This is a genomic window from Mycoplana sp. BE70 (assembly GCF_031455855.1).
Lineage (GTDB): Bacteria > Pseudomonadota > Alphaproteobacteria > Rhizobiales > Rhizobiaceae > Mycoplana.
In genome coordinates this window covers 38,452-63,074 of record NZ_JAVDTM010000010.1, presented here as the reverse complement: position 1 = coordinate 63,074, position 24,623 = coordinate 38,452, and the positions used below count along the sequence as shown (strand labels likewise).

The following is a 24,623-nucleotide window of genomic DNA, read 5'->3' as shown; positions in this document are numbered from 1 at the left end:
TTGCGGTTGTTGTATTGGAACCTTGCCGCCGTCCCGTCACTTTTTTACGAAGCGAATCTCTGTTACGAGGCGTCGAAACCGGACATCGATTTGGAAACGATATGGCTGCGCGCGACCGATACTCGAGAAAGCTCGAATGCTCAAAGTGCGGCCGGTCCGGCTTTGCCGAAGTCTCGGAAGACGACGATCCACGCCGGACGAGCCCGGGCTTCGTCGTCGATCTGATGCCGCCCGGCTTTTCCACCGAACGCCCCTCCACCGATCCGGCGAGACACATGATCCGCTGCCGTTGCGGCAACGTCTTCGCCTTCAAGCAGAAGACCCACTATGCCCCCGGCGGAGAGCCCGCCTGAGCTAAACCCGGTGGAAGAATCCAGCACAGCAGGACTTCGCCGGCAGATGATCGTAGGCTGCTTATCCTATCGGGCGAATAGTGTCGAAGAGGCAAAAGGCAGCTTCAACATTGATTGCCTCGTCAGCGCCCTTGCATGCCGTGCGAATGTGGCAATGCGATCTACCCCGGCGATGCCGACAACGGGATCACCTGCGGCGGAGATTCGCGGCGGTGGAGCGTGGTCTATGCCGCAACCGGGTCAATCAACACATTGGATTCGCGCGCGAAGCCATGGCGCGGTGATCTGACCCCTGCCGAGTTGCGTGTTGCCAAGTGGCTTTTTAGACTGAGCACGGCAACCAGATGACCCTTACGACGCCGGCAACCGCTACAGCGTTCGCTATGACCAACTGGTTGTGTGGGTGGCGGCCGGCTTCGAGGGGCGGCTTGCAGCACTTGAAGCTGCGTGATTCCTGTCGCGCAGCGTTGCGCCAATCTCATCCAGAAAACGCCGACCGAGATCCTTATTCATATGGGTTGTGTCGGTATCGCTATATGCACTGCCTGTCGAGCGCGTGACGCCTTTTTGATAGCGCGCGAGCGTCAATCCCTCTGTGGAAATTGTGTCGAGTGGCTGGAGTATCAACGCCGCCCCAACGTCCTCGGCCATCTCCCGCCAGACTTTTCGACAGATGTCAGCAATCCATAACATGGCGGCAGTAGCATCGGGATGCTTCAGCCACGGGTAGACGCCTTGCTGAAGCGCGCGCTCGCCGGGGAATGGGGAGGGGGCATATATGATCGGTTTCTTCATCTTCATGGAATAGCGAAGAAACTTCCACGCTCCGCTTCGTGAAAAGTAGGCCCGCTGCTTGCTTTTGCCGGGTTCAAAGGTTGCCGATAGCGCGCAGAAGGGCGGTTAAAATCCGTCCGACTTTCTTGACGTCGGAAAAGTGAAAGTCGGAAAAACGTCGGACGAGTGTGGCGACCCCTGCAGGATTCGAACCTGCGACCTACTGCTTAGAAGGCAGTTGCTCTATCCAGCTGAGCTAAGGGGCCGATCGAGACGGCTGTCCGGTCGTCAATGCGTCCAGGGCTGCGTCCGATTGAAGCGGAAGTTGTCCGGATAGGCGACCTTCTTGCGGGTGGCGTCGTGCGGCTCGATGACGCGATAGGCGAGGCCATTGCGCTCGGCATAGGCGACCGCGAGCTCGCGCGATTCGAACGTCAGCCGCAGCTGCTGGCGCATGTCGCCGGAACTGGTGTAGCCCATGATCGGGTCGATCGTGCGAGGCCGTTCCTGATCGAATTCAAGGACCCAAAGATGCGTTTTCGCCTTGCCGGACTGCATGGCGGTCTTGGCGGGACGGTAGATCTTCGCGTTCATGGATGCTGTGGCTCCAATAGTTTCAGATTCATGCCGTTCTGGCATCGCATTTCAATAGCGCAAATTCGATCAACAAAATTGCACCAAGTCGCATATTCGTCCAGCCGTTCCGGTGCCTTGCCGCTGCCGCACGCGCTGACTGATCGCGCGTCGGTCCTTAGCACTGAGACCGGGACATTTCAACGGCCCTGCGGCTCGCGCCGCGGTTTGCTCGACCGGACGGCAACTCTATCGACGCCTTCGTACTTGCGCTATTTTTGAAACCCAGGCCAACCAGCCTACGAGTCACGTAAGATCATGGATAGGGGGCCACAGTGAGGAAAATGCTTCCGCTTTGTATAGCGGCACTGGTTCTGGTGGGCTGCTCGGAATCCGTTGGCGGCAACTATCCGGAACCGATTCCCGGCAGCATCACCTATGGGGGGCAGCCGCGCACGAAGCTGACCAAGGCACCGGTCGGCAGTTGGTTCCGCCACCGGTTCATCGACCAGTTCGGCCGGGACGTGGTGGAAACCTACGTCATCCAGCCCGACCGTTCGCTGCTTTTGGTCAGTCGCCTGATCGTGCCTATACGCGTCCACGACTGAACGGTGGCCGTCACAGGCAGGCAGCCCGACGTTGAATTCACAGCCATCGATATTTACTGTTGCGGCCTGCGGCGGATGCGTGTATCTCGCCCCTTACGGAACGGCGGAGTGTAGCGCAGCCTGGTAGCGCATCTGGTTTGGGACCAGAGGGTCGGGAGTTCGAATCTCTCCACTCCGACCACCGTATCCCTTTGAAATTGCAGTTTACGTCGCCGGCCATTGCCGGCGATCAGACGGCCGCGTCTGCGGTCCGGATCGGTTTACATCAAGGCGGGCAGGGAGCCTTTGTCGGCGCTCCATTCGGGCGACCTTCGCCGCCCGAGTGGTCTGCCGGTCCCGAGTAGCTCAATGCAGAATCTGGCTGAGGAACAGCCGCGTGCGTTCGTGCTGCGGGTTGTCGAAGAAGTTGTGCGGGTCGTTCTGCTCGACGATCTGGCCCTGGTCCATGAAGATGACGCGGTGAGCGACCTGGCGGGCGAAGCCCATTTCATGGGTGACGCAGAGCATGGTCATGCCTTCTTCGGCAAGCGACACCATGGTGTCGAGCACTTCCTTGACCATTTCCGGATCGAGCGCCGAGGTCGGCTCGTCGAACAGCATGATCTTCGGCTTCATGCAGAGCGAGCGGGCGATCGCCACGCGCTGTTGCTGGCCGCCGGAGAGCTGGCCCGGATACTTGTGGGCCTGCTCGGGGATCTTGACGCGCTCGAGATAGTGCATGGCGACCTTTTCGGCCTCCTTCTTCGGCATCTTGCGCACCCAGATCGGCGCCAGCGTGCAGTTCTCCAGAATCGTCAGGTGCGGGAACAGGTTGAAATGCTGGAACACCATGCCGACCTCGCGGCGCACCTCGTCGATCTTTTTCAGGTCGTTGGTCAGTTCGATCCCGTCGACGACGATCTGCCCCTTCTGATGCTCCTCCAGCCGGTTGATGCAGCGGATCATCGTCGACTTGCCGGAGCCCGACGGGCCGGCGATGACGATGCGTTCGCCGCGCATCACCTTGAGGTTGATGTCGCGCAGCACGTGGAAGTCGCCATACCACTTGTTCATGTTGACGATCTCGACGGCCACGTCGGTGGCGGAAACCGTCATTTTCTTGGATTGGGCCAGGTTTGCCATTTGGTATTCCCCTTGATTATCTCTTGTGGCTCGTATCGAGCCGGCGCTCCACGAATGCTGAATAGCGCGACATGCCGAAGCAGAAAAGCCAGAATGTGAACCCGGCGAAGATCAGGCCGGTCAGCGGGGTGACCGGGGTGATCCAGCCTGAATCGCCGAAACTCGCCTTTACGATACCAAGCAGATCGTACATCGAGATGATGGTGACGAGCGAGGTGTCCTTGAACATGCCGATAAAGGTGTTGACGATGCCCGGGATGACGAGCTTGATCGCCTGCGGCAGGACGACGAATGTCATCTTGTGGAAGTAATTCAAGCCCAACGCATCGGCGGCCTCGTACTGCCCCCTCGGGATCGCCTGCAGCCCACCGCGGATCACCTCCGCCATATAGGCCGAAGCGAAGATCGCCACGCCGATCAGCGCGCGCAGGAACTTGTCGATGTTGTTGCCGGGCTCGAGGAAGAGCGGCAGCAGCACGCTCGCCATGAACAGGACGGTGATCAGCGGCACGCCGCGAATCAGCTCGATGAAGGCGATGGAGGCCGACCTGACCACCGGCATCTGCGAACGTCGACCCAGCGCCAGCAGAATGCCGGCCGGCAACGATATGACGATGCCGACGAAGGACAGGATCAGCGTCACCATCAGCCCGCCCCAAAGGGTCGTTTCGATGTGGGACAGGCCGAAGCGACCGCCGATCAGCAGAAAGTAGGAGACGATCGGAAGAGCGACCAAAAGCAAGATCGCGTTCAATCCCTTGCGCGGCACCTTCGGAATGAGAAGGGGAACGAGCAGGGCGACGAACATGCCGACGACCAGAAGCGGCCGCCAAAGCTGGTCGCGCGGGTAGGAGCCGAACATGAACTGGACAAACCTATCGCCGACATAGGCCCAGCAGGCGCCGCTCCAGCCGCTCGGAAGCGTTCCACCCTGATCGACGGTGAGGCAGGCGGTTCGGTCTGCGCCAGCCCACACGGCGGACAGGAACAGCCAGTCGATGGCGCCCGGAAGCAAATACAGCAGGGCGGCGACGGCGATCGCCGTCATCGCGCTGTCGGTCCAGGACGAAAAAAGGTTCTTGCGCATCCAGCCGATGACCGAGGAGTCGGACATCGGAGGCTGCTCGGCGGCAATGAAGTGGTCGCGGACGTAGGACAGGTTCTCGGCCATTTCAGCGCTCCACCAGTGCCATCTTGGCGTTGAACCAGTTCATGAACAGCGAGGTCACGAGGCTGATCGACAGATAGACCGCCATCCAGATCGCGATGATCTCGATCGAGTGGCCCGACTGGTTGAGGATCGTGCCGCCGACCGCGACGAGATCGGCGTAACCGACGGCGACCGCAAGCGAGGAGTTCTTGATGAGGTTGAGGTACTGCGAGGTGAGCGGCGGGATGATGATCCTGAGCGCCTGCGGCAGGACGACGAGCCGCGTCGTCGAGGCCGGCCTGAGCCCCAATGCGTATGATGCCTCCGTCTGCCCATGCGGGACGCCCCTGATGCCGGCGCGCACGATCTCGGCGATGAATGACGCGGTGTAGAGCGACAGAGCCAGGTAGAGCGCCAGAAATTCCGGGCCGATCACCATGCCGCCCTTCATGTTGAACGAGCCGGGAACGGGGTAATCGAAGGACAGTGGCAGCCCTGCGAGCAGAAAGACTGCCATCGGCAGCAGAAGGACCAGCGCGAGCGACACGATCAGGACCGGAGGACGTTTGCCGGTTGCCCGCTGGCGTGCATTCGCCCAGAAAGCAAAAGCAATTGCGGCGATGATACCGGCGACGAAGGCGGCGACGACAAAACCGAACCCCTCACCGAAAACCGGCGCCGGCATGTAGATGCCGCGGTTCGAGATGAAGAAGACCGCGTCGGGATTGTCCTTCACGTGCTGGAAGATGGTGCGGATCGTCGGCAGCAGCGCGAGCACGCCCAGATACCAGAAGAAGATGACGAGAAGCGGCGGGATGTTGCGGAAGATCTCGACATAGATCGTGGACAGCCGGGCGATGAGCCAGTTGTGCGACAACCGGCCGATGCCGACCAGCAGCCCGACGATCGTTGCGGTGACGATGCCGCAGGCGGCCACGACCAAGGTGTTGAGCAGGCCGACCTGCAAGGCCCGGAAATAGGTCGAATCACTGCTGTAGGCGATCAGGCTCTGGGCGAGGTCGAACCCGGCGCGGCTGTTCAGGAAGCCAAAGCCCGACGTCATGTTGGCACGGGCGAGGTTTTGCACCGCGTTGTGCCAGGCGTACCAGATGACTCCGACGATCAAGACAAGCGTGAGTGCCTGATAGACATATTTTCTAAGCGCTGGGTTGTAGAGAAGCGATACCTTCGGAGGGTCGCCGCCTCCAGTGCGGACGTGCGCAACAGCCATTCAGAACCCCTATCGTTGTGTTCGCCCTTTTTTCCGGGCGTTTCACTTTTGGGGAGGGCGGAAGTCCCGCCCTCCCGTTTGATTGCCGATTAGCGGATCGGCGGGGCGTATTGCAGACCGCCCTTGTTCCAGAGCGCGTTGAGGCCGCGATCGATCTTCAGGGGCGAGCCCTGGCCGACGTTGCGCTCGAACGATTCGCCATAGTTGCCGACGGCCTTGATGATCTGCACGGCCCAGTCGTTCGGAAGGCCGAGATCGGCGCCCAGCGTGGAGTCGGCTTCTTCGCCGAGGAAGCGCTTGATGTCGGGGTTGGCCGACTTCTTCATCTCCTCGACATTGGCCTGAGTGATGCCGAATTCCTCAGCCGCGACCAGGGCATAATGCGACCAGCTGACGACATCCAGCCACTTGGAGTCGTTCTGGCGGACCGCGGCGCCGAGCGGTTCCTTGGAGATGATCTCCGGCAGGACCATGTGGTCGTCCGGGTTGGTCATCTTCAGGCGGATCGAATAGAGGCCGGAGGCGTCGGTCGTGTAGGCGTCGCAACGGCCGGCGTTGTAGGCCGCATCAGCCTCGTCCTGGGCCTCGAACACGACCGGCTTGAAGTCCATGTTGTGGGAGCGGAAGAAGTCGGCGAGGTTCAGTTCGGTGGTCGTGCCGGACTGCACGCAGACGGAAGCGCCGTTCAGCTCCAGCGCGGACTTAACGCCCAGTTCCTTCTTCACCATGAAGCCCTGGCCGTCATAGTAGGTGACAGCGCGGAAATCGAAGCCGAGCTGCGAATCACGGCTGGTGCTCCAGGTGGTGTTGCGGGCCAGCATGTCGACTTCGCCCGACTGCAGCGCCGGGAAACGGTCCTTGGCGGAGAGCGGCGTATACTTCACCTTGGTCGCGTCACCGAAGATTGCAGCCGCCACAGCCTTGCAAAGGTCAATGTCCAGACCTGCCCAGTTGCCGGCGGAATCCTGCGCACCGAAACCCGCGAGGTTCGAGCCGTTGACGCCGCACTGTACGAAACCCTTGGCCTTAACGTCCGAAAGCGTATCGGCCTGAGCGGCCTGGGCGCCAATCCCCATGACGGCAGCGCCGATTACGGCTGCCACGATCTTTTTTGTCATGTTTTACAACCCTTGTTCTATGATCTTTCCACGTCCGCGTGGCGCCGGCGTAGTGCGGGAGCGCTGCGGCACTCGCCACCCTCCCGGCGCGAGTTGACCTATCTCATGCTCAAAACGACGCAGGGTCAAGAGAGGCGACCCATTTTCCAGCCAGAGCGTCGATTTCACCGATTTTGGTGGAAAAACAGGCAAAATCCGTTCGAAATCCGGCTGGAATTGCCAAAAATGACGCCAGTCCAGCGCCGAGTGGTCCCTTCGACATGTCAACCCGTGATGGTTTCTTCAGGATTATTGTCTTGACGCTTGAGAGCGCCCGTCGGAAGAGTCCGGGTTCTTCCAACGCAAGCAACCTTCCGGATAAACAATGAAAGACAAAGCTGAAGTGCTCGCTGGTGCGGGCGACAATACCCGCCTTGCCCATATCGGCAATGATCCCATGGATTTCCACGGCTTCGTCAACCCGCCGGTCGTCCATGCCTCGACGGTCCTGTTCCCCGATGCGGCGACGATGGAGAAACGGGCGCAGAAGTATAGCTACGGGACGCGGGGCACGCCGACGACCGATGCTCTCTGTGACGCGATCAACGAGTTGGAAGGGTCTGCCGGAACGATTCTCGTCCCCTCGGGGCTGGCGGCGGTGACGGTGCCCTTCCTGGCGTTCCTGTCGGCCGGCGACCATGCGCTAATCGTTGATTCGGTCTACAGTCCCACCCGGCACTTTTGCGACACGATGCTGACGCGGCTCGGCGTCACCGTGGAATACTACGACCCGGCGATCGGCGCTGACATCGCCCGGTTGATGCGGCCGAACACGAAGCTTGTCCACACCGAGGCACCGGGATCGAACACCTTCGAGATGCAGGACATCCGTGCGATCGCGGACGCCGCCCACAAGGGCGGGGCCGTCGTCACGATCGACAACACCTGGGCGACGCCGCTCTATTTCAAGCCGCTCGACCACGGCGTCGACATCTCGATCCATGCGGCAACGAAGTACCCGGCCGGTCACTCGGACATCCTGATGGGAACGGTCTCTGCCAACGCCAAGCATTGGCCGCAACTGTGGGAAGGGAATTTCGCGCTGGGAATCTGCGGTTCGCCAGACGATTCCTACCAGCTTTTGCGGGGCCTGCGCACCATGGGCGTACGGCTGGAGCGCCACCAGGAAAGCGCGCTGCGCCTGGCCGAGTGGCTGGAAGGAAACGACCAGGTCGCCCGCGTGCTTCATCCGGCACTTCCGAGCTTCCCCGGCCACGAATTGTGGAAGCGCGATTTCAAGGGCGCGAGTGGCATCTTTTCCATAGTGCTTGAGGGGGGAAGTCCGGACCGATTCAGGGCGAAGGCCCATGCCTTCCTCGATGCCTTGCGCATTTTCGGTCTCGGCTATTCCTGGGGCGGTTACGAGAGCCTCGCCGTGCACGTGAACCTGAGCGACCGCACAATCTGTACGGCGCCGAAGGAAGGCCCGGTGCTGCGTCTGCAGATCGGGCTTGAGGACGTTGCCGATATCCGAGCCGACATCGAGCGGGGACTTGCTGCCGCACGTGCCGTCTGAGGCAGATATCGCGCAAAAACGAGAGCGGCGGGCCTGACCAGCGGCCCGCCGACGAAGGGCGCGCTCGCCTCAATCGAGGGCGCGATACCCGTAAAGCCAGTCCAGATCCGCAGCAAGGCTCTCCGGACTGCGCAACGCCAGAACGGCGTCACGGGCGAGTGCGATCGGCCCGCGGGCGTGGTAGGCGAAGCGATTGAAGTCGGCACGGGCGCGAACACGCTTCAGACGTCCGCGCCGCCGTTGTTCGAAGGCGGACAATGCGGCGGGCAGATCCGCCGCGGTGGCGATCGTTGCGGCAAGCTCGGCGGCATCCTCGATCGCCATCGCCGCGCCCTGCGCCGCAAACGGCGTTGTCGCATGGGCGGCGTCACCGATCAGGATCATGTCGCGATTGTTGAACCAGCGTCCGTCGGCGCACTCGTAGAGCGGCCAGGCGAGCGGAGTCTCTGCCGCGCGCAGGAGCGCGACGATCTCGTTGTTCCATCCCGAAAACGCATCCAAGCGCAGCGCCATGCCCGCCTGGCCGGATGTGGCTGACCAGATGTGGCCGCGGAACGCGCCCTGGTGGATCGCGACGACATTGAAGGATTGCACTTCGGCGATCGGATAGGCGACGAGATGCGCCGATGGCCCGGTCCAGGCGACGACGGAGCGCGGATCGAGAAACCGGGGGGCACCGTCGAACGGCACCATGAAGCGCCAGGCGAGGCTTCCGCTAAAGCGCGCCGGCGGGGCGGCGGGAACGGCGGTACGCAATATCGACCAGACGCCGTCGGCGCCGACGATCAGATCCGCCGGCGCGCCGATCTGAGCGGTAATCGCCGCCGGATCGAAGCGGGCGACCTGCGCGCCGAGGTGAACCTGGACGAGTGGTTCGGCCCGCGCGGCGTCTAGCAGAACGTGTTGCAGCGTGGCGCGATGGAGGACTCCGTAGGGATAGTGCCAGCGCCGCCGGGCCTCCACGCCAACGGGTATGGCGGTGAGCGGCTTGAGCGTGCGGCCGGAGGCGAGCACGATGCGTTCCGGTTCCAGCCACTGCGTTTCGAGGGCGGGTAGAACACCGATTCTTGCAAGGATGCCCGAGGCATTGGGCGAAATCTGCAGGCCGGCGCCGACCTCTTCCAGTCGGTCCGCCTGTTCAAGGATGTGACTGGCAATGCCCTTGCGGGCGAGGCATAAGGCGGCGGTCAGCCCGGCGATGCCGGCGCCGACGATTGCAACCGTCTTGACGGTCATCGTCCCGCCGCCTCAACACGCATTGGTCACGCAGCCTGGTTGGCGAAGGTGCAGCCGACCGGGATTGTCTGGGTCGCCTTGAGCGACGGGTTGTAGCGAAAGAGCGTGGAGCAATAACCGCAGACCTTCTCGTTGTCGTCGCCCATGTCGATGAAGATGTGTGGATGGTCGAAGGGAACCGAGGCGCCGACGCACATGAATTCCTTGACGCCGATCTCGATCACGGCATGTCCGCCGTCGTTCTGGAAATGGGGAATGGTGTGTCCGGCCATGGGATGCTCCGAAGTCGAAAGGTCGCAATTTGCGGCGGACCATATAGCTCTCGTGGTCAAAAGTGTAGCGGCAAAACCGCCGTCTTGGGCGAGAAATTCCGAAGCAGACATTTTCTTGGGCGACAATCCCGCCTATGAGCGGTGGGCACGAATGCATTGGCAGAGGCGCGCGATGAATCTCAATCTTCCTTCCTTTTCCCGGTTTCGCCACGACGGCCTCGAGCTGGCCTTTTTCGACGAAGGCAATCCGGCAGGCGAGCCCGTGCTGTTGATCCACGGGTTCGCCTCGAGCGCCAGCGTCAACTGGGTTCATCCCGGTTGGCTGAAAACCCTGGGCGATGCCGGCTACCGCGTCATCGCCATCGACAACCGTGGCCACGGAAGAAGCGACAAGCCGCATGACTCGGCGCTGTACCATCCGCCGCTGATGGCCGGCGATGCCGCGGCTCTGCTCGATCATCTCGGCATCCCGCAAGCTCATGTCATGGGCTATTCGATGGGGGCCCGCATCACCGCATTCCTGGCGCTCGCCCATCCGCACCGTGTCCGCTCGGTGGTCTTCGGCGGGCTCGGCATCGGCATGGTGGACGGGGTAGGGGACTGGGATCCGATCGCCGGCGCCTTGCTTGCCCCCTCCCTCGACGACGTCAGTCACGAACGCGGGCGGATGTTTCGCGCCTTTGCCGACCAGACGAAGTCCGACCGCCAGGCACTGGCCGCCTGCATCATGACATCGCGCGATCTCCTGACGGCGGCGGAGATAAGTCGGATCGAGGCGCCGGCGCTCGTCGCTGTCGGCACCAAAGACGACCTTGCCGGCTCGGCGCAGGCGCTCGCCGAACTGATGCCGCATGCACGCGCCGTCGACATTCCGGGCCGCGACCACATGCTTTCGGTCGGGGATCGCGTCTTCAAAAAGGCGGTTCTGGAGTTCTATTCGGAATTGGATGGTCGCTAGGTCAGGACCAAGAGCATTGCGCAACGTTCCGGGGCATTCCGCCCAGGGCAGGTTTGCACTATATAATGAGCTGTGAGGCAAGAAGGAGCACGGCGATGGTCGCCACGAACGAAAAGCGCGCCGACGACAGGCTGAAGGTGATGGACCCGATCTGGGACAGCCTGCAACAGGAAGCGCGCGCCGCCGCACTCGCGGATCCGCTGCTTGCGGCCTTCCTTTACTCCACCGTGATCAACCAGCCCTCGCTGGAGGCCGCCGTCATCCATCGCGTCTGCGAGCGTCTGGACCACCCCGACCTGCAGGCCAATCTCCTGCGGCAGACGTTCGAGGAAATGGCGACGTCCTGGCCGGAATGGGGCGCGATCCTGCGCGTCGATATCCAGGCCTTCTATGATCGTGACCCTGCCTGCATCCGCTTCATCGAACCGGTGCTCTACTTCAAGGGTTTTCATGCCATTCAAACCCACCGGCTGGCGCATTGGCTCTACGCAAATGGTCGGCGGGATTTCGCCCTGTACCTTCAGAGCCGCTCGTCCGGCGTGTTCCAGACGGACATCAATCCTGCCGCCCGCATCGGCAAGGGCATCTTCCTCGATCATGCGACCGGCCTTGTCGTAGGCGAGACCGCGGTGATCGGCGACAACGTCTCGATCCTGCATAACGTTACCCTCGGCGGAACAGGCAAGGAGGGCGGTGACCGGCACCCGAAGATCGACAACGGCGTCATGATCGGCGCCGGCGCGAAGATCCTTGGCAACATCCATATCGGCCACTGCTCGCGCATTGCCGCGGGGTCCGTGGTGCTGAAGGACATGCCGTCGAACTCGACCGTCGCCGGTGTACCGGCCAAGGTCGTCGGCGAGGCCGGCTGCTCGGAGCCCTCGCGGGCCATGGATCAGATCCTGCACGGCGCGGGCTTCGACATCTGAACGGAAAACCGCTGAAAGACACCTGTACGTGGGTTTACAGCTTCCGGCGCAGGTGCGAGAAGCGGCCAACCGAACCGAACGGAGACTAGATCGTGAAGCCCGAAGAGATCAGGAAGCTTGAGGCCTACTTCAAGCGCAACTTCAACAAGGACATGGTCGTCAAGGCCCGCCCCAAGAAGGACGAGTCGGCGGAGGTCTATCTTGCCGATGAGTTCCTGGGCGTCGTGTTCCGCGACGATGAGGACGGTGAACTGTCCTACAACTTCTCGATGGCGATCCTCGACATCGACCTTTGAGTTGCTTTGGCAGAGACGTTTTGGAAACCCGGGCCGAAGGCCCGGGTTTTTGCGTGATGGAGACGTTCAAACCCTTGCAAACTTTAAGAAATGGCGCGCCGCAGCATCAAATTGACTTTATTGTGCAGCGCATATAAAGTTCCGGGCATCCGGTGGAACAAGAGGGAGCATCCTATGTTCAATTTCGATGATGCCAATGCCAAGGGCAAGGAAGCGATGGATACCGTACTGAAGAGCTATTCGTCGCTCGCCAAGGGCATGCAGGCGATCGCGACCGAAGCGGCCGACTATTCCAAAAAGTCCTTCGAGGACGGCATCGCGCATTTCGAGAAGCTTTCCGGCGCCAGGAGCTTCGAAACGGCGCTCGAGCTTCAGACCACCTACGTGAAGAAGGCCTACGAGTCCTACGTCGCCGAGGCGACGAAAATCGGCGAGATGTACTCCGACCTCGCCAAGGATGCCTACAAACCCTACGAGGGCCCGGTCGCAAGGACGACGGCGGCGGCAAAGTCCGCCGCGGCTGCTTGATCGTTTTACGTTCAATCTGATTTTGGGAGCCGGCGGTGCGCAAGTGCCGCCGGCTTTTCCGTGCCGGGTGGCCTGGCAAACGACAATTTTCCCTATTTCCGGCGGGCGTGGCCCGATTATCCTTGCAGGACAAAGCTGGGGCCTTAAAATCGGTGAAGAAACCACTAGATTACGTAGGTCTAATGACGGCAACATCGCCGCCGCGGCCACCCCCTCCGGAGAAAGCCGTGCCCACAAGGAATGAGCAGTAATGAATGCGATACCGGTCCGGTTGCAGGGCGATGAAGGAAGCGGCGACACCCCCGGCCGCGGCACATCCGTCATTACCCGCACGAAGCCGAAAACGAAGAAGCCGAGCCTCTACCGGGTCCTGCTTCTCAATGACGACTACACGCCGATGGAGTTCGTGATTCACATTCTCGAGCGGTTCTTCCAGAAGGACCGCGAGGCGGCAACGCGGATCATGCTGCATGTGCACAACCACGGAGTGGGTGAGTGCGGTGTTTTTACCTATGAGGTTGCCGAAACCAAAGTGACACAGGTGATGGATTTCTCCCGCCAACACCAGCATCCGCTGCAATGCGTCATGGAAAAGAAATGAGGAAAGAACGTGCCGACTTTTTCGACCAGTCTTGAGAAAGCGCTCCATCAGGCACTGACTTATGCCAATGAGCGCCACCATGAATACGCCACGCTGGAGCATCTGCTTCTGGCGCTGATCGACGACACCGACGCAGCCGCCGTCATGGGCGCTTGCAACGTCAATCTCGAAGCGCTGCGCAAGACCGTCACCAGTTACGTGGACAACGATCTCGCCAACCTGGTGACCGGGTACGAGGAGGACTCCAAGCCGACGTCGGGGTTCCAGCGCGTGATCCAGCGCGCGGTCATCCACGTCCAATCCTCCGGCCGCGAAGAGGTTACCGGGGCGAACGTGCTCGTCGCGATCTTTGCCGAGCGCGAGAGCCATGCCGCCTACTTCCTGCAGGAGCAGGAGATGACGCGCTATGACGCCGTCAATTTCATTTCGCACGGCATCGGCAAACGGCCCGGTTCCTCAGAGGCCCGCACGGTTCGCGGCTCGGACGACCAGGAGAACGAACAGAAGCCGACGCGGTCGCAGGGCGAGCAGGAGGACAGCGCCAAGAAGCAGGATGCACTCAGCGCCTACTGCGTCAACCTCAACGAGAAGGCCAGGAACGGCAAGATCGATCCGCTGATCGGCCGCCACGCCGAGGTCAATCGCACGATCCAGGTGCTCTGCCGCCGCTCGAAGAACAATCCGCTCTATGTCGGCGATCCAGGCGTCGGCAAGACGGCGATCGCCGAGGGGCTGGCCAAGCGTATCGTCGAGAACAAGGTGCCCGAGGCCCTCCAGAACGCGACGATCTTTTCGCTCGACATGGGCACGCTTTTGGCCGGCACGCGCTACCGCGGTGACTTCGAGGAGCGCCTGAAGCAGGTGGTGAAGGAACTGGAAGATTATCCGGGCGCCGTGCTCTTCATCGACGAGATCCACACGGTCATCGGGGCCGGTGCGACCTCCGGCGGTGCGATGGACGCATCCAACCTACTGAAGCCGGCGCTTTCCAACGGGGCGATCCGCTGCATCGGCTCGACCACCTACAAGGAATATCGGCAGTTCTTCGAGAAGGACCGGGCGCTCGTCCGCCGCTTCCAGAAGATCGACGTCAACGAGCCGACCATCGATGACACGATCGCGATCATGAAGGGCCTCAAGCCCTATTTCGAGGACTATCACAAGCTGAAGTACTCGAACGAGGCGATCAAGACGGCCGTCGAACTCTCGGCCCGCTACATCAACGACCGCAAGCTGCCGGACAAGGCGATCGACGTGATCGACGAGACGGGGGCGGCGCAGATGCTGCTGCCGGTCGGAAAACGCCGCAAGCTGATCACCGAAAAGGAGATCGAAGCGACCATCGCGACGATGGCGCGCATTCCGCCCAAGTCCGTATCCAAGGACGACGAGACCGTCCTCGCCAATCTGGACAAGGAACTGCGCTCGGTGGTCTATGGCCAGGATCTGGCGATCGATGCCCTGGCCTCGGCCATCAAGCTTGCCCGTGCGGGCCTGCGCGAGCCGAACAAGCCGATCGGCTGCTACCTGTTCTCCGGTCCGACCGGCGTGGGCAAGACCGAGGTCGCCAAGCAGCTCGCCTCTTCGCTCGGGGTGGAACTGCTGCGCTTCGACATGTCCGAATACATGGAGCGTCATACGGTGTCGCGCCTGATCGGTGCGCCTCCGGGCTATGTCGGCTTCGACCAGGGCGGGCTCCTGACCGATGGGGTCGACCAGCATCCGCATTGCGTGCTGCTGCTTGACGAGATCGAGAAGGCGCATCCCGACCTCTTCAACATCCTGTTGCAGGTCATGGATCACGGCTCGCTGACGGATCACAACGGCAAGAAGATCGACTTCCGCAACGTCATCCTGATCATGACGACGAACGCGGGCGCCTCCGATATGGCCAAGGCGGCGATCGGCTTCGGCTCGTCGAAGCGCGAAGGCGACGACATGGAAGCGATCAACCGGCTGTTCACGCCGGAGTTCCGCAACCGTCTCGATGCGATCATTCCGTTCTCCTCGCTGCCGACGCCGGTCATCCACCAGGTCGTGCAGAAGTTCGTCATGCAGCTCGAGACGCAGCTTGCCGAGCGCAATGTCACTTTCGAACTTCAGCCCGAGGCGATCGCCTGGCTGGCGGAGAAGGGTTACGACGAAAGGATGGGGGCGCGGCCGCTGGCCCGCGTCATCCAGGAGAACATCAAGAAGAAGCTGGCCGACGAGATTCTCTTCGGCAAGCTGAAGAAGGGCGGCGTCGTCCGCGTTTCGGTCGGCGTGAAGGAGGACGGCAGCAAGGGCATCATCCTCGACGCCGTACCCGAAACCGCTCCCATCAAGCCGAAGGCGGAAATTTCCGCACCGGCACGCAAGACGGCCAAGCCGAAGAAGCCGAAGGAGGCAGTGACGGCGGACGCGGCACCGCGCAAGGCTGCGAAAGCGGCCGCATCTGAAGCCACGCCGCCGCGCAAGGGCAGCGCCGTGCCGAAGGTGCCACGGAAGAAGTAACCGTCCCTCAAAGAGCGACGTATGCCGGGCAGGCCACTGCCCGGCATTTTCATGCCGCAAGCCAGGAATGCATTGATGAGTGCCGAGGGTCAGCCGAGTGAAAAATCGAACCGCTACTGGTTCGTACAGGGGATGCGCGGCCTTTTCAGCGTTCCCGCGATCATCCTGATGCTCTCATTCGTCGGCTTCGCCGCCTTCACGGCGGAAGCGGGCATTCCGCTCGGGCAGGTCGTGTTCATGACCGGAATGGTCTGGGCCCTACCGGCCAAGGTCATCCTCGTCGGCAGCATGCTCTCCGGTGCGAACCTCGCGGCGGCATTCGTCGCTGTGACGCTTTCCTCCGTGCGGATGATGCCGATGGTGGCGTCGCTTATTCCGGAAATCCGTTCGCCAAGGACGCCGACCTGGGTTCTGTTGCTGCTGTCGCATTTCGTGGCGATCACTGCCTGGGTCTTTGCCATGGAGCGTGTCTCTGCTGTGCCACGCGACCGGCGGGTGGCCTTCTTTGCCGGCTTCGGCACCACGCTGACGACGGTCAACACCGTGCTGGTCAGTATCGCCTACGGGCTGGTGACGACGTTTCCGCCGGTCGTCTCCGGTTGCCTGTTCTTTCTCACGCCGGTCTATTTCCTCACGTCGATCTGGGTATCCGCCCGTCATCGCGTGATCTACTGGGCGCTGGGAACCGGCCTGGTGTTGGGCGTCGTCTTTCGCGAGATCGCGCCGGAGTTCGACATTCTCCTTGCCGGTCTGGTCGGCGGGACGCTCGCCTGGGCGGGCGAGCGGCAATGGCGGCGGAAGCTGGCAGGGAGTGTCGCATGAGCTTCGACGGCATTTGGCCCTATGTCTTCATCGCCGTCGCTGGCTGGCTTGCGACCGATATCTGGCGCTGGCTCGGTGTGCTGGCGGGCAACAGGCTCGATGAAAAATCGGAGATCCTGACCTGGGTCAAGGCGGTCGCCACGGCGCTTGTCGCCGCCGTCATTGCCAAGTTGATCGTCTATCCGACCGGCGAACTGGAAACGTCGCCGTTGTGGCTGAGACTGGCGGCCATCGCCGTCGGGGCGCTGGCGTTCTTCGCCGGCGGCCGCAACCAGATCCTCGGCATCGTGGCAGCGATCGCTTTTCTCGCCGGGGGACTGTTCGTTCTCGGCACGTGAGCGCCGAGAACGCAGCGGATGCGCATCCGAAAATTCGCGTCGCGTTTTAGTCAGCCAAGGCGTCACGCATTTTCTGCGCGTTGGCCACGAGGATGGCCTGGTTCTCCATGACGCCCGAATGGGGCTTGAGCGGCACGCCGTGGAAGCGCGGGATGACGTGGAAATGCAGGTGATAGATCGTCTGGCCCGACGCCGGCTCGTTGAACTGGATCACCGTGACGCCGTCGGCCTCGAAGGCTTCCTTTGCGGCGACCGCGATCTTCTGCACGATCGGGATAACCCGCGCCAGTGTCTCCGGGTCGGCGTCGAGGATGTTGCGCGAGGGAGCCTTCGGCACGATCAGCGTGTGGCCAATGCCCTGCGGCATCACATCCATGAAGGCCAGCGCGTGCTCGTCCTCGTAGACCTTGTGCGAGGGAATTTCGCCCCGCAGGATCTTGGCAAAGATGTTTCCGGGGTCGTAGGCGGTCATGGCAGTCTCCTCATGTTAGGCCCGTCGGCCGCATTAATCACTCGTCGTCGGCGGAACGAACGGCCGGCTTGCGAAATGGCCCATGTTCGGCGAGCCATTCGCCGGTTTCGGTGACATCCTGGCGCTCGCGCTCGAGATAATCGGCGACCGCCCGGCGCAGGCCCGGATGGGCGATATAGTGCGCTGAATGCGTCGTCACCGGCATGTAGCCGCGGGCCAGCTTGTGCTCGCCCTGCGCCCCCGCCTCGACGCGCTTCAAGCCGTTTGCGATGGCAAAATCGATGGCCTGGTGGTAGCAGACTTCGAAATGCAGGAACGGATGATCCTCGATGCAGCCCCAGTGGCGGCCGAACAGGGCATCTCCACCGATGAAGTTGATCGCGCCGGCAATGTAGCGACCGTTTCGTTTCGCCATCACCAGCAGGATGTCGTCGGCCATGCGTTCGCCGACCAGCGAATAGAAGCGGCGCGTGAGATAGGGGCGGCCCCATTTGCGCCCACCCGTATCCATGTAAAAGGCGAAGAACTGGTCCCATATGCCTTCCGTCAGCTCGCTGCCAGTCAGCCAGACGATCTCGATCCCGTTTTCGAGCGCCGTGCGGCGTTCCCTCTTCAGCGCCTTGCGCTTGCGCGATGCGAGCGTCTGAAGGAACTCGTCATGCGAGCGGTAGCCGACGTTGAGAAAATGGAACTGCTGGTCGGTGCGGGGGAGGAAGCCAGCGTTGACCAACGCCGGGAGCTCGTCCTCCGGCAGGAAGGTGACATGGGCCGATGAGATGTCGTGGCGGCGCGTCAGCTCCTTGATCCCGGCGGCAAGCGCCTGGCGCACCGGCGCCGGATCGTCGCCGTCGCGGCAGAGCAGCCGCGGGCCTGTTGCGGGAGTGAAGGGGACGGACGCCTGCAGCTTCGGATAGTAGCGCCCGCCCGCCCGCGCAAACGCTTCCGCCCAGCCGTGGTCGAATACGTACTCACCCTGGCTGTGGTTCTTCAGATAGGCTGGCATCGCTCCTAAAAGCGTGCCGTCCTCCGCTTCCAGCAACAGGTGCTGCCCGAGCCACCCGGTGTCGGCCGTCGCCGAGCCGGACTCTTCCAGTGCGGAAAGGAAGGCGTGGGTGATAAAGGGGTTATAGGCCGTGCCCGACTGGCCACGAGATGCGCCGGAAAGGCGTGCCCAGCGTTCTGCCGGAACTTCGGCAAAGTGCTGGACGACGCGTATCCGGTAAGCGTCCGTCATCGTCAGGCGACCAGGGCTTCCCGCGGATCGAAGCCTTCGAAGGTCATCTGGTCGGCTTCGGCGCGCGTCTTGTCGATCCCTGTCAGGTCACGGACGGTCCAGGTAATCACCGTAACGCCTGCCTTGCGTTCCTTGGTGATAAAGGGATTGGGGAGGTGGCCATAGTTGTACGAGATGAAGTCGAGCCCGAGCTGCATCGCCTCCTCGTGCACGAAGAAGGTTTCCGGATTGGCGCCCTCGGCCGTGAGGCCGACGGGGCGGGGCGGGTCCAGCGCCTTCAGGTCCTTCAGAAGCCAGTGATCGAAGCTCATCAGTGCGATCGGCCCCTTGTAGTCCTCGATGAGCTCCAGGACGCTGTCGACAAAGCCCTCGTCGTCGCCCTTGCGCCCCTTAAGCTCGATGACGAGGGGAACACGGCCGTCGACGAGCTTGAGAAGCTGCGTGAGCGTCGGCACCTTGTCGGCGGTTCCGCCGACCGAGAGCATGCCGAGCTCTACCGAACTCTTGGCCCGGACGTCGCCGGGGATGGCGCAGAGGCGATTCAACTCGTCGTCATGAAAGACGACCGGCACACCGTCCGCGGCGTATTGCAGGTCGCATTCGATCGCAAAACCCGCTTCGACCGCGCGGGCAAACGCAGAAAGCGTGTTTTCCCAGACCGCGTGGTTCATGTCATGGAACCCGCGATGGGCGATCGGTTGGGCGGTGAGCCAGGAAAGATCCTTGGACGGCATCAGGCGATTTCCATGATGGCATCGATCTCGACGGCGGCGTTCAGCGGCAGTGCAGCCATGCCAACGGCCGCACGCGCGTGCTTGCCCGGCTCCCCGAGCGCGGCGACAAGCAGGTTCGAAGCGCCGTTGATGACGAGATGCTGCTCAACGAACGTGGGAACGGATGCGACAAAGCCATTGATCTTTATGACGCGCTTGATGCGCGACAGGTCACCAAGCGCGGCCTTGGCCTGGGCAAGCAGATTGACCGCGCAAAGTTCGGCAGCCTTCTGGCCGGTCGCGACGTCGACATCCTTGCCGAGATGGCCGGTCACGGCGATCTTGCCGTCGGCGATCGGCAGTTGGCCCGAGATGTGCAGCACCGAACCGCTGATGACATAGGAAACATAGTTGGCGGCGGGTGCCGCAGCAGTTGGAATGTCGTAACCCAGTTCCTTGACCCGGTTCTCAATTTCAGCGGACATGCGTGTCTCCGTTTTCGATTGATGCTGTCGCGCCGCCAAGGGGAGGCGCCTTTCCGATCATAGTCTTACCGAGGGGAAAGCCGGAGCAGTTTTCCAGGCGCGCCGCCTCGATTGCGTTTTCTGTTACAATTCGGCCTGCAGATGCTTATATGCCTCGCTCTTGCCGAAACTGTTCTTATAACATCGCGGCAGAGTTCAACAGGAGGAAACGGATGTTTCGCCCAAGCTTTGTCCCGATCGCGTCCGTGGCGGCCTGTCTCGCGGCGTTGCCGCTCGGTTCGGCCTTTGCGGCCACGCCGGTCGGCCTGGCCCCGCATCGCGCCGTTTACAACCTGCAACTCAAGGATGCCTCCGAGCGCTCGGGAATCGCCGGGATGTACGGGCGCATGGTCTATGAGTTCAACGGCAATGCCTGCGACGGCTACACCGTCAGCTTCCGCTTCGTCACGCAGGTCAACACCGGCGAGGAAACCCGGCTGACCGACCAGCAGACGACCACCTACGAGGACCTCAAGAATCGCAGCTTCCGCTTCCTGACGCGCTCCTTCACGGACGAAAAACTCGACCGAGAGGTTCGAGGCAGCGCCCGCGACGACAAGACCGGCGTGAACGTCGAACTGACGTCCCCGGACGCGCGCGACGTGGAACTGGCGGAAAGCGTGTTTCCCACGGAGCACATGCTGGCGGTAATCGACCGGGCGAAGAAGGGTGAAAGATTCTTCGAGGCCCGGATCTTCGACGGCTCGGATTCGGGTGACAAGACGCTGATGACGACCACCGTGCTTGGCAAGAAGGAGATGCCGGAGGCCGGTGACGCCGACGCTGCCAAGGCAGGTTCGTTCGCCAAGCAGGAGTACTGGCCGGTCACGATCGCCTATTACAACGACGAGGCAACTGGCGACGCTCTGCCTGTCTACCGGATGTCGTTCAAGCTCTACGAGAACGGCATTACGCGCGACCTGACGATGGACTACGGCGACTTCGTGCTGACGGGGAAACTCGCCAATCTGGAAGTCTTCCAGTCGGCTGCCGAGTGCAAGTAGCGTAAGGCCCTCGCCGTCGGGCTTTTCGTTCGCCAGGGCTTGATTTCGGGCGCGACTGCGGTTAATGGCACCGCATTCCACACGTGAGGCATGGGATGGACCGGGAGAAATCCGGGCTGTTCCGCCGGTGGCAGAGCCAATGGGCTCTGCTGTTCGCCTTGCGGAGGTTCAACCGGAAAAAGGAGAATAAGGCATGGCATTGCCCGATTTCAGCATGCGCCAGCTTCTGGAAGCTGGTGTTCACTTCGGCCACCAGACCCACCGCTGGAACCCGAAGATGAAGCCGTACATCTTCGGCGATCGCAGCAACGTTCACATCATTGACCTGGCGCAGACCGTTCCGCTTCTGCACCGCGCCCTTCAGATCGTCAGCGACACCGTCGCCGGCGGCGGCCGCGTCCTCTTCGTCGGCACGAAGCGCCAGGCATCGGAAATCATCGCCGACGCCGCCAAGCGTTCGGCCCAGTACTACGTCAATGCGCGCTGGCTCGGCGGCATGCTGACGAACTGGAAGACGATTTCCAACTCGATCCAGCGCCTGCGCAAGCTCGACGACATCCTCGCTTCGGAAGCTTCGGGCTTCACGAAGAAGGAGCGCCTGAACCTCGAGCGCGAGCGTGAGAAGCTGGACAAGGCTCTCGGCGGCATCAAGGACATGGGCGGCACGCCGGACCTGATGTTCATCATCGACACCAACAAGGAGTCGATTGCGATCCAGGAAGCCAAGCGCCTTGGCATTCCGGTCGTCGCCATCATCGACAGCAACTGCGATCCGGACCCGATCGACTTCCCGATCCCGGGCAATGACGACGCCTCGCGCGCCATCGCCCTCTACTGCGACCTGATCGCACGCGCTGCCATCGACGGCATCGCACGCCAGCAGGGCGCTTCGGGCCGCGACATCGGCGCATCGGCCGAAGTTCCGGTCGAGCCCGCTCTGGACGACGCCGAAGCCTGATAGGGCAGGGCGCGGATTGTTCCGCATCGTCCTATGAACGAAACAGGACAAGGCCGTTTTCCGCCGGAAGGTTGAACGGCCTTGTCGCGTTTGCCGGCCAGGATGCGCGTTGTGCGGATCGCGGCCGGTCAGGATGCTGAACCGTCATCATCCTGTAACGCTCATCACGATGGATGGCGGCCGCTACGGACATGCGTTCCCAAGGACGCAGAAGGCGCCACGACAGAGTTGAAATCGCGCAGGCCGGCACGGATCGATGGTGCCCGCGGCATGCGCAGAACCCGTAAAGAGGCGAGACAATGGAAATCACTGCAGCAATGGTGAAGGAACTGCGCGAGAAGTCCGGCGCAGGCATGATGGATTGCAAGAAGGCGCTTGCAGAAACCAATGGCGACATGGAAGCGGCGATCGACTGGCTGCGCGCCAAGGGCATTGCCAAGGCCGACAAGAAATCGGGACGCACCGCGGCTGAGGGCCTCGTCGGCATCGTCAGTGGCGGCGTCAAGGCCGTTGCCGTCGAGATCAACTCCGAGACCGACTTCGTGGCCCGCAACGAGGCCTTCCAGGAGCTCGTCCGCGGCATCACCAACGTCGCGCTCAACACCGACGGCAGCGTCGAAGCCATTGCCAAGGCTACCTACCCGGCAACCGGCAAGTCCGTCGAAGAGACGATCAAGGACGCCATCGCCACCATCGGCGAGAACATGACGCTGCGTCGTTCGGCACTGCTGACGGTCGAAGACGGCGTTGTCGCCACCTACATCCACAATGCCGCCGGCGACGGCATCGGCAAGCTGGGCGTTCTCGTTGCCCTGAAGTCGGTTGGCGACAAGGAAGTGCTGTTCTCGGTTGGCCGTCAGGTCGCCATGCACATTGCCGCGACGAATCCGCTGGCCATCCGCGCTGAAGAGGTTGACGCCGCCGTCGCCGAACGCGAACGCAACGTCTTCATCGAACAGTCGCGCGCTTCCGGCAAGCCGGACAGCATCATCGAGAAGATGGTCGAAGGCCGCATGCGCAAGTTCTTCGAGGAAGTCGCGCTGTTGTCCCAGGCTTTCGTCATCAATCCGGAGATCACCGTCGGCCAAGCGATCAAGGACGCCGAGAAGCTCGCCGGTGCGCCAATCGAGGTCACCGGCATGGCCCGCCTCCTGCTCGGCGAAGGCGTCGAGAAGGAAGAGTCGGACTTCGCAGCGGAAGTTGCGGCTGCCGCCAAGGGCTGATTTCTTTACCCGACTTGGGAAAAGGCAAGGGCATCGCGTGACAACGCGGTGCCCTTCGTGTATCCGGCTGACGGCGAAACTGCAGGCCAAACAGATGCCCGCGTGACGAATGCGCGCTGCCATCGCCTCATCCGCTTCGCCGCCACGTCAGACCAACCGCCAGGAGCGCCAATGTCCGCCAAACCGATCTACAAACGCGTTCTGCTGAAAGCATCCGGTGAGGCGTTGATGGGCTCGCAAGGGTTCGGCATCGACGTCGCTGTCGCCGATCGCATCGCCGGCGACATTGCCGAGGCACGTGCGCTTGGTGTCGAGGTCGGTGTCGTCGTCGGCGGTGGCAACATCTTCCGCGGCGTCGCCGTGGCCTCGAAGGGGGGCGACCGCGTCACGGGCGATCACATGGGCATGCTCGCCACCGTCATCAACGCGCTGGCACTTGCAACCTCGCTTCGCAAGCTTGATATCGATACCGTCGTCCTGTCGGCGATTGCCATGCCGGAGATTTGCGAGAGCTTCTCCCAGCGCCGGACGCTGCATCACCTGGCACAGGGCCGGGTCGTGATTTTTGCCGGTGGTACCGGCAATCCGTTCTTTACGACGGACTCGGCGGCAGCCCTGCGTGCCGCCGAAATCGGCGCCGAAGCCATCTTCAAGGGAACGCAGGTCGATGGAATTTACTCGGCCGATCCGAAGAAGTTCCCGGAAGCAACGCGCTATGAGCGCCTGACCCACAACGAGGTTCTGGAGAGGGGCCTTGCCGTCATGGACATTGCCGCGGTTGCGCTGGCACGCGAGAACTCGATTCCGATCGTTGTCTTCTCGATCCACGAAGAGGGCGGATTTGCCCAAATATTGACCGGCGGCGGTCGCGGGACCATCGTATCCGACAACTGATTCCGAAACTCGCCCGAAAGGGTGTAGTTTCCTAGAAAACGGGAGTTTCAAGCAATGAGTGAAGGTGTAGATCTGAAGGAACTGAAGCGCCGCATGGATGGCGCCATTTCCGCGTTCAAGCACGATATCGCTTCACTGCGCACCGGTCGCGCCTCGGCCAACGTTCTCGACCCGGTGACGGTTGAAGCCTATGGCTCGCGCATGCCGCTCAACCAGGTGGCGAACATCACCGTTCCAGAGCCGCGCATGCTCGCCGTTTCGGTTTGGGACAAGTCGATGGTGAACGCGGTCGACCGTGCCATCCGGGAATCCAATCTCGGCCTCAATCCCATCATCGACGGCCAGAACCTGCGCATCCCGCTGCCCGAGCTGAACGAGGAGCGTCGCCGTTCGCTCGTGAAGCTCGCGCACGATTACGCGGAAAAGGGCAAGGTTGCGATTCGTCACGTGCGTCGCGACGGCATGGACGACCTGAAAAAAGCCGAGAAGGATGGCGACATCGGTCAGGACATCAGCCGCAACCAGTCTGAAAAGGTTCAAAAGATGACGGACGAGATGATTTCCGAGGTCGACCGCTTGCTTGCCGACAAGGAAAAGGAAATCATGCAGGTCTAGCAACGGTTGCAGGCTCGCCAGGACTCTCG

The 24,623-nt window shown here is 62.0% G+C and carries 28 protein-coding genes and 2 tRNA genes; 17 read left to right on the top strand and 13 right to left on the bottom strand.

Going from position 1 to position 24,623, the window contains the following annotated elements:
* Positions 1-101 precede the first annotated feature (101 nt).
* The gene (locus J2Y48_RS18735; protein ID WP_310421010.1) at positions 102-353 is read left to right on the top strand and encodes a hypothetical protein; all 252 of its coding nucleotides are present in this window, start codon (positions 102-104) and stop codon (positions 351-353) included.
* Positions 354-734: 381 nt separating this feature from the next.
* Here J2Y48_RS18735 and J2Y48_RS18730 read toward each other — a convergent pair whose 3' ends face one another.
* The 3 genes from J2Y48_RS18730 to J2Y48_RS18720 all read right to left on the bottom strand — a co-directional run bounded on the left by J2Y48_RS18730 (position 735) and on the right by J2Y48_RS18720 (position 1,721).
* Positions 735-1,154 (bottom strand): hypothetical protein, encoded by a 420-nt coding sequence (locus J2Y48_RS18730; protein WP_310421008.1) that lies wholly within the window; start codon positions 1,152-1,154, stop codon positions 735-737.
* Positions 1,155-1,316: 162 nt separating this feature from the next.
* Positions 1,317-1,393: transfer RNA gene (locus J2Y48_RS18725), tRNA-Arg, on the bottom strand.
* A 22-nt stretch (positions 1,394-1,415) separates the two neighbouring features.
* Positions 1,416-1,721: an ETC complex I subunit gene (locus J2Y48_RS18720; protein WP_310421006.1), complete on the bottom strand. Its 306-nt coding sequence runs from the start codon at positions 1,719-1,721 to the stop codon at positions 1,416-1,418.
* A gap of 323 nt (positions 1,722-2,044) precedes the next feature.
* On the opposite strand from J2Y48_RS18720, the gene J2Y48_RS18715 reads away from it, so the two are divergent.
* Both J2Y48_RS18715 and J2Y48_RS18710 read left to right on the top strand, forming a co-directional pair.
* On the top strand, positions 2,045-2,308 hold the full coding sequence (locus J2Y48_RS18715; RefSeq protein WP_310421265.1) for a hypothetical protein: 264 nt from the start codon (positions 2,045-2,047) through the stop codon (positions 2,306-2,308).
* A 104-nt stretch (positions 2,309-2,412) separates the two neighbouring features.
* Positions 2,413-2,489, top strand: a tRNA-Pro gene (locus J2Y48_RS18710).
* A 164-nt stretch (positions 2,490-2,653) separates the two neighbouring features.
* On the opposite strand, the gene J2Y48_RS18705 is transcribed toward J2Y48_RS18710, so the two are convergent.
* The 4 genes from J2Y48_RS18705 to J2Y48_RS18690 all read right to left on the bottom strand — a co-directional run bounded on the left by J2Y48_RS18705 (position 2,654) and on the right by J2Y48_RS18690 (position 6,929).
* The gene (locus J2Y48_RS18705) at positions 2,654-3,430 is read right to left on the bottom strand and encodes an amino acid ABC transporter ATP-binding protein (RefSeq protein WP_310421004.1); all 777 of its coding nucleotides are present in this window, start codon (positions 3,428-3,430) and stop codon (positions 2,654-2,656) included.
* A gap of 16 nt (positions 3,431-3,446) precedes the next feature.
* Positions 3,447-4,601 carry an amino acid ABC transporter permease gene (locus tag J2Y48_RS18700; RefSeq protein WP_310421002.1) on the bottom strand — a complete coding sequence of 385 codons (1,155 nt, stop codon included), beginning with the start codon at positions 4,599-4,601 and terminating at the stop codon, positions 3,447-3,449.
* A 1-nt stretch (position 4,602) separates the two neighbouring features.
* Complete coding sequence (locus J2Y48_RS18695; protein ID WP_310421000.1) at positions 4,603-5,811, bottom strand: amino acid ABC transporter permease; 1,209 nt, start codon at positions 5,809-5,811, stop codon at positions 4,603-4,605.
* Between the two features lie 89 nt (positions 5,812-5,900).
* Entirely contained in the window at positions 5,901-6,929 is a 1,029-nt protein-coding gene (locus tag J2Y48_RS18690) for an amino acid ABC transporter substrate-binding protein (RefSeq protein WP_310420998.1), read from the bottom strand.
* Positions 6,930-7,293: 364 nt separating this feature from the next.
* Here J2Y48_RS18690 and J2Y48_RS18685 point away from each other — a divergent pair, with 364 nt between their 5' ends.
* Entirely contained in the window at positions 7,294-8,484 is a 1,191-nt protein-coding gene (locus J2Y48_RS18685; RefSeq protein ID WP_310420996.1) for a cystathionine beta-lyase, read from the top strand.
* A gap of 69 nt (positions 8,485-8,553) precedes the next feature.
* Here the strand turns inward: J2Y48_RS18685 and J2Y48_RS18680 are convergent, their stop codons facing one another.
* Together J2Y48_RS18680 and J2Y48_RS18675 are read right to left on the bottom strand one after the other, a co-directional pair.
* Entirely contained in the window at positions 8,554-9,720 is a 1,167-nt protein-coding gene (locus J2Y48_RS18680) for an FAD-dependent monooxygenase (RefSeq protein ID WP_310420994.1), read from the bottom strand.
* Positions 9,721-9,746: 26 nt separating this feature from the next.
* A complete protein-coding gene (locus tag J2Y48_RS18675) occupies positions 9,747-9,992 on the bottom strand; it encodes a zinc-finger domain-containing protein (protein WP_310420992.1) in 246 nt (81 codons plus the stop codon).
* 172 nt (positions 9,993-10,164) lie between these two features.
* Here J2Y48_RS18675 and J2Y48_RS18670 point away from each other — a divergent pair, with 172 nt between their 5' ends.
* The 8 genes from J2Y48_RS18670 (at position 10,165) to J2Y48_RS18635 (ending at position 16,957) form a co-directional block, all read left to right on the top strand.
* Complete coding sequence (locus J2Y48_RS18670; RefSeq protein ID WP_310420990.1) at positions 10,165-10,950, top strand: alpha/beta hydrolase; 786 nt, start codon at positions 10,165-10,167, stop codon at positions 10,948-10,950.
* Positions 10,951-11,045: 95 nt separating this feature from the next.
* Positions 11,046-11,879, top strand: coding sequence for a serine O-acetyltransferase (cysE, locus tag J2Y48_RS18665; protein WP_310420988.1), 834 nt, complete (start codon positions 11,046-11,048; stop codon positions 11,877-11,879).
* A 92-nt stretch (positions 11,880-11,971) separates the two neighbouring features.
* The gene (locus J2Y48_RS18660) at positions 11,972-12,175 is read left to right on the top strand and encodes a DUF3126 family protein (protein ID WP_310420986.1); all 204 of its coding nucleotides are present in this window, start codon (positions 11,972-11,974) and stop codon (positions 12,173-12,175) included.
* Positions 12,176-12,349: 174 nt separating this feature from the next.
* Positions 12,350-12,703: a phasin family protein gene (locus J2Y48_RS18655; RefSeq protein ID WP_310420984.1), complete on the top strand. Its 354-nt coding sequence runs from the start codon at positions 12,350-12,352 to the stop codon at positions 12,701-12,703.
* A gap of 250 nt (positions 12,704-12,953) precedes the next feature.
* Positions 12,954-13,304, top strand: a complete 351-nt coding sequence (clpS, locus tag J2Y48_RS18650) for an ATP-dependent Clp protease adapter ClpS (RefSeq protein ID WP_310420982.1) — start codon at positions 12,954-12,956, stop codon at positions 13,302-13,304.
* Positions 13,305-13,313: 9 nt separating this feature from the next.
* Positions 13,314-15,797, top strand: a complete 2,484-nt coding sequence (gene clpA / locus J2Y48_RS18645) for an ATP-dependent Clp protease ATP-binding subunit ClpA (RefSeq protein ID WP_310420980.1) — start codon at positions 13,314-13,316, stop codon at positions 15,795-15,797.
* 75 nt (positions 15,798-15,872) lie between these two features.
* Positions 15,873-16,619: an AzlC family ABC transporter permease gene (locus tag J2Y48_RS18640; RefSeq protein ID WP_310420978.1), complete on the top strand. Its 747-nt coding sequence runs from the start codon at positions 15,873-15,875 to the stop codon at positions 16,617-16,619.
* Positions 16,586-16,957 carry an AzlD domain-containing protein gene (locus tag J2Y48_RS18635; protein ID WP_405030258.1) on the top strand — a complete coding sequence of 124 codons (372 nt, stop codon included), beginning with the start codon at positions 16,586-16,588 and terminating at the stop codon, positions 16,955-16,957. Before J2Y48_RS18640 ends, J2Y48_RS18635 begins: the two co-directional genes overlap by 34 nt.
* A gap of 46 nt (positions 16,958-17,003) precedes the next feature.
* On the opposite strand, the gene J2Y48_RS18630 is transcribed toward J2Y48_RS18635, so the two are convergent.
* Genes J2Y48_RS18630 through J2Y48_RS18615 form a run of 4 tightly spaced genes read right to left on the bottom strand, consistent with a single transcriptional unit; the run spans position 17,004 to position 19,861 of the window.
* Positions 17,004-17,429: an HIT family protein gene (locus J2Y48_RS18630; RefSeq protein WP_310420974.1), complete on the bottom strand. Its 426-nt coding sequence runs from the start codon at positions 17,427-17,429 to the stop codon at positions 17,004-17,006.
* A 37-nt stretch (positions 17,430-17,466) separates the two neighbouring features.
* Positions 17,467-18,663: a GNAT family N-acetyltransferase gene (locus J2Y48_RS18625; RefSeq protein ID WP_310420972.1), complete on the bottom strand. Its 1,197-nt coding sequence runs from the start codon at positions 18,661-18,663 to the stop codon at positions 17,467-17,469.
* A 2-nt stretch (positions 18,664-18,665) separates the two neighbouring features.
* The gene (locus J2Y48_RS18620; RefSeq protein ID WP_310420970.1) at positions 18,666-19,397 is read right to left on the bottom strand and encodes a glycerophosphodiester phosphodiesterase; all 732 of its coding nucleotides are present in this window, start codon (positions 19,395-19,397) and stop codon (positions 18,666-18,668) included.
* Entirely contained in the window at positions 19,397-19,861 is a 465-nt protein-coding gene (locus J2Y48_RS18615; RefSeq protein ID WP_310420968.1) for a RidA family protein, read from the bottom strand. Before J2Y48_RS18615 ends, J2Y48_RS18620 begins: the two co-directional genes overlap by 1 nt.
* A 212-nt stretch (positions 19,862-20,073) precedes the next feature.
* Between J2Y48_RS18615 and J2Y48_RS18610 the strand changes: the two genes are divergently transcribed.
* The 5 genes from J2Y48_RS18610 (at position 20,074) to frr (ending at position 24,594) form a co-directional block, all read left to right on the top strand.
* Positions 20,074-20,904 (top strand): cell envelope integrity EipB family protein, encoded by an 831-nt coding sequence (locus J2Y48_RS18610; RefSeq protein WP_310420966.1) that lies wholly within the window; start codon positions 20,074-20,076, stop codon positions 20,902-20,904.
* Positions 20,905-21,097: 193 nt separating this feature from the next.
* Positions 21,098-21,862, top strand: a complete 765-nt coding sequence (rpsB, locus tag J2Y48_RS18605) for a 30S ribosomal protein S2 (RefSeq protein ID WP_310420964.1) — start codon at positions 21,098-21,100, stop codon at positions 21,860-21,862.
* A 299-nt stretch (positions 21,863-22,161) separates the two neighbouring features.
* Positions 22,162-23,085 carry a translation elongation factor Ts gene (gene tsf, locus J2Y48_RS18600; RefSeq protein WP_310420962.1) on the top strand — a complete coding sequence of 308 codons (924 nt, stop codon included), beginning with the start codon at positions 22,162-22,164 and terminating at the stop codon, positions 23,083-23,085.
* A gap of 171 nt (positions 23,086-23,256) precedes the next feature.
* Positions 23,257-23,979, top strand: coding sequence for a UMP kinase (pyrH, locus tag J2Y48_RS18595; RefSeq protein ID WP_310420960.1), 723 nt, complete (start codon positions 23,257-23,259; stop codon positions 23,977-23,979).
* A 54-nt stretch (positions 23,980-24,033) separates the two neighbouring features.
* Positions 24,034-24,594, top strand: a complete 561-nt coding sequence (gene frr / locus J2Y48_RS18590; RefSeq protein ID WP_310420958.1) for a ribosome recycling factor — start codon at positions 24,034-24,036, stop codon at positions 24,592-24,594.
* Positions 24,595-24,623 lie beyond the last annotated feature (29 nt).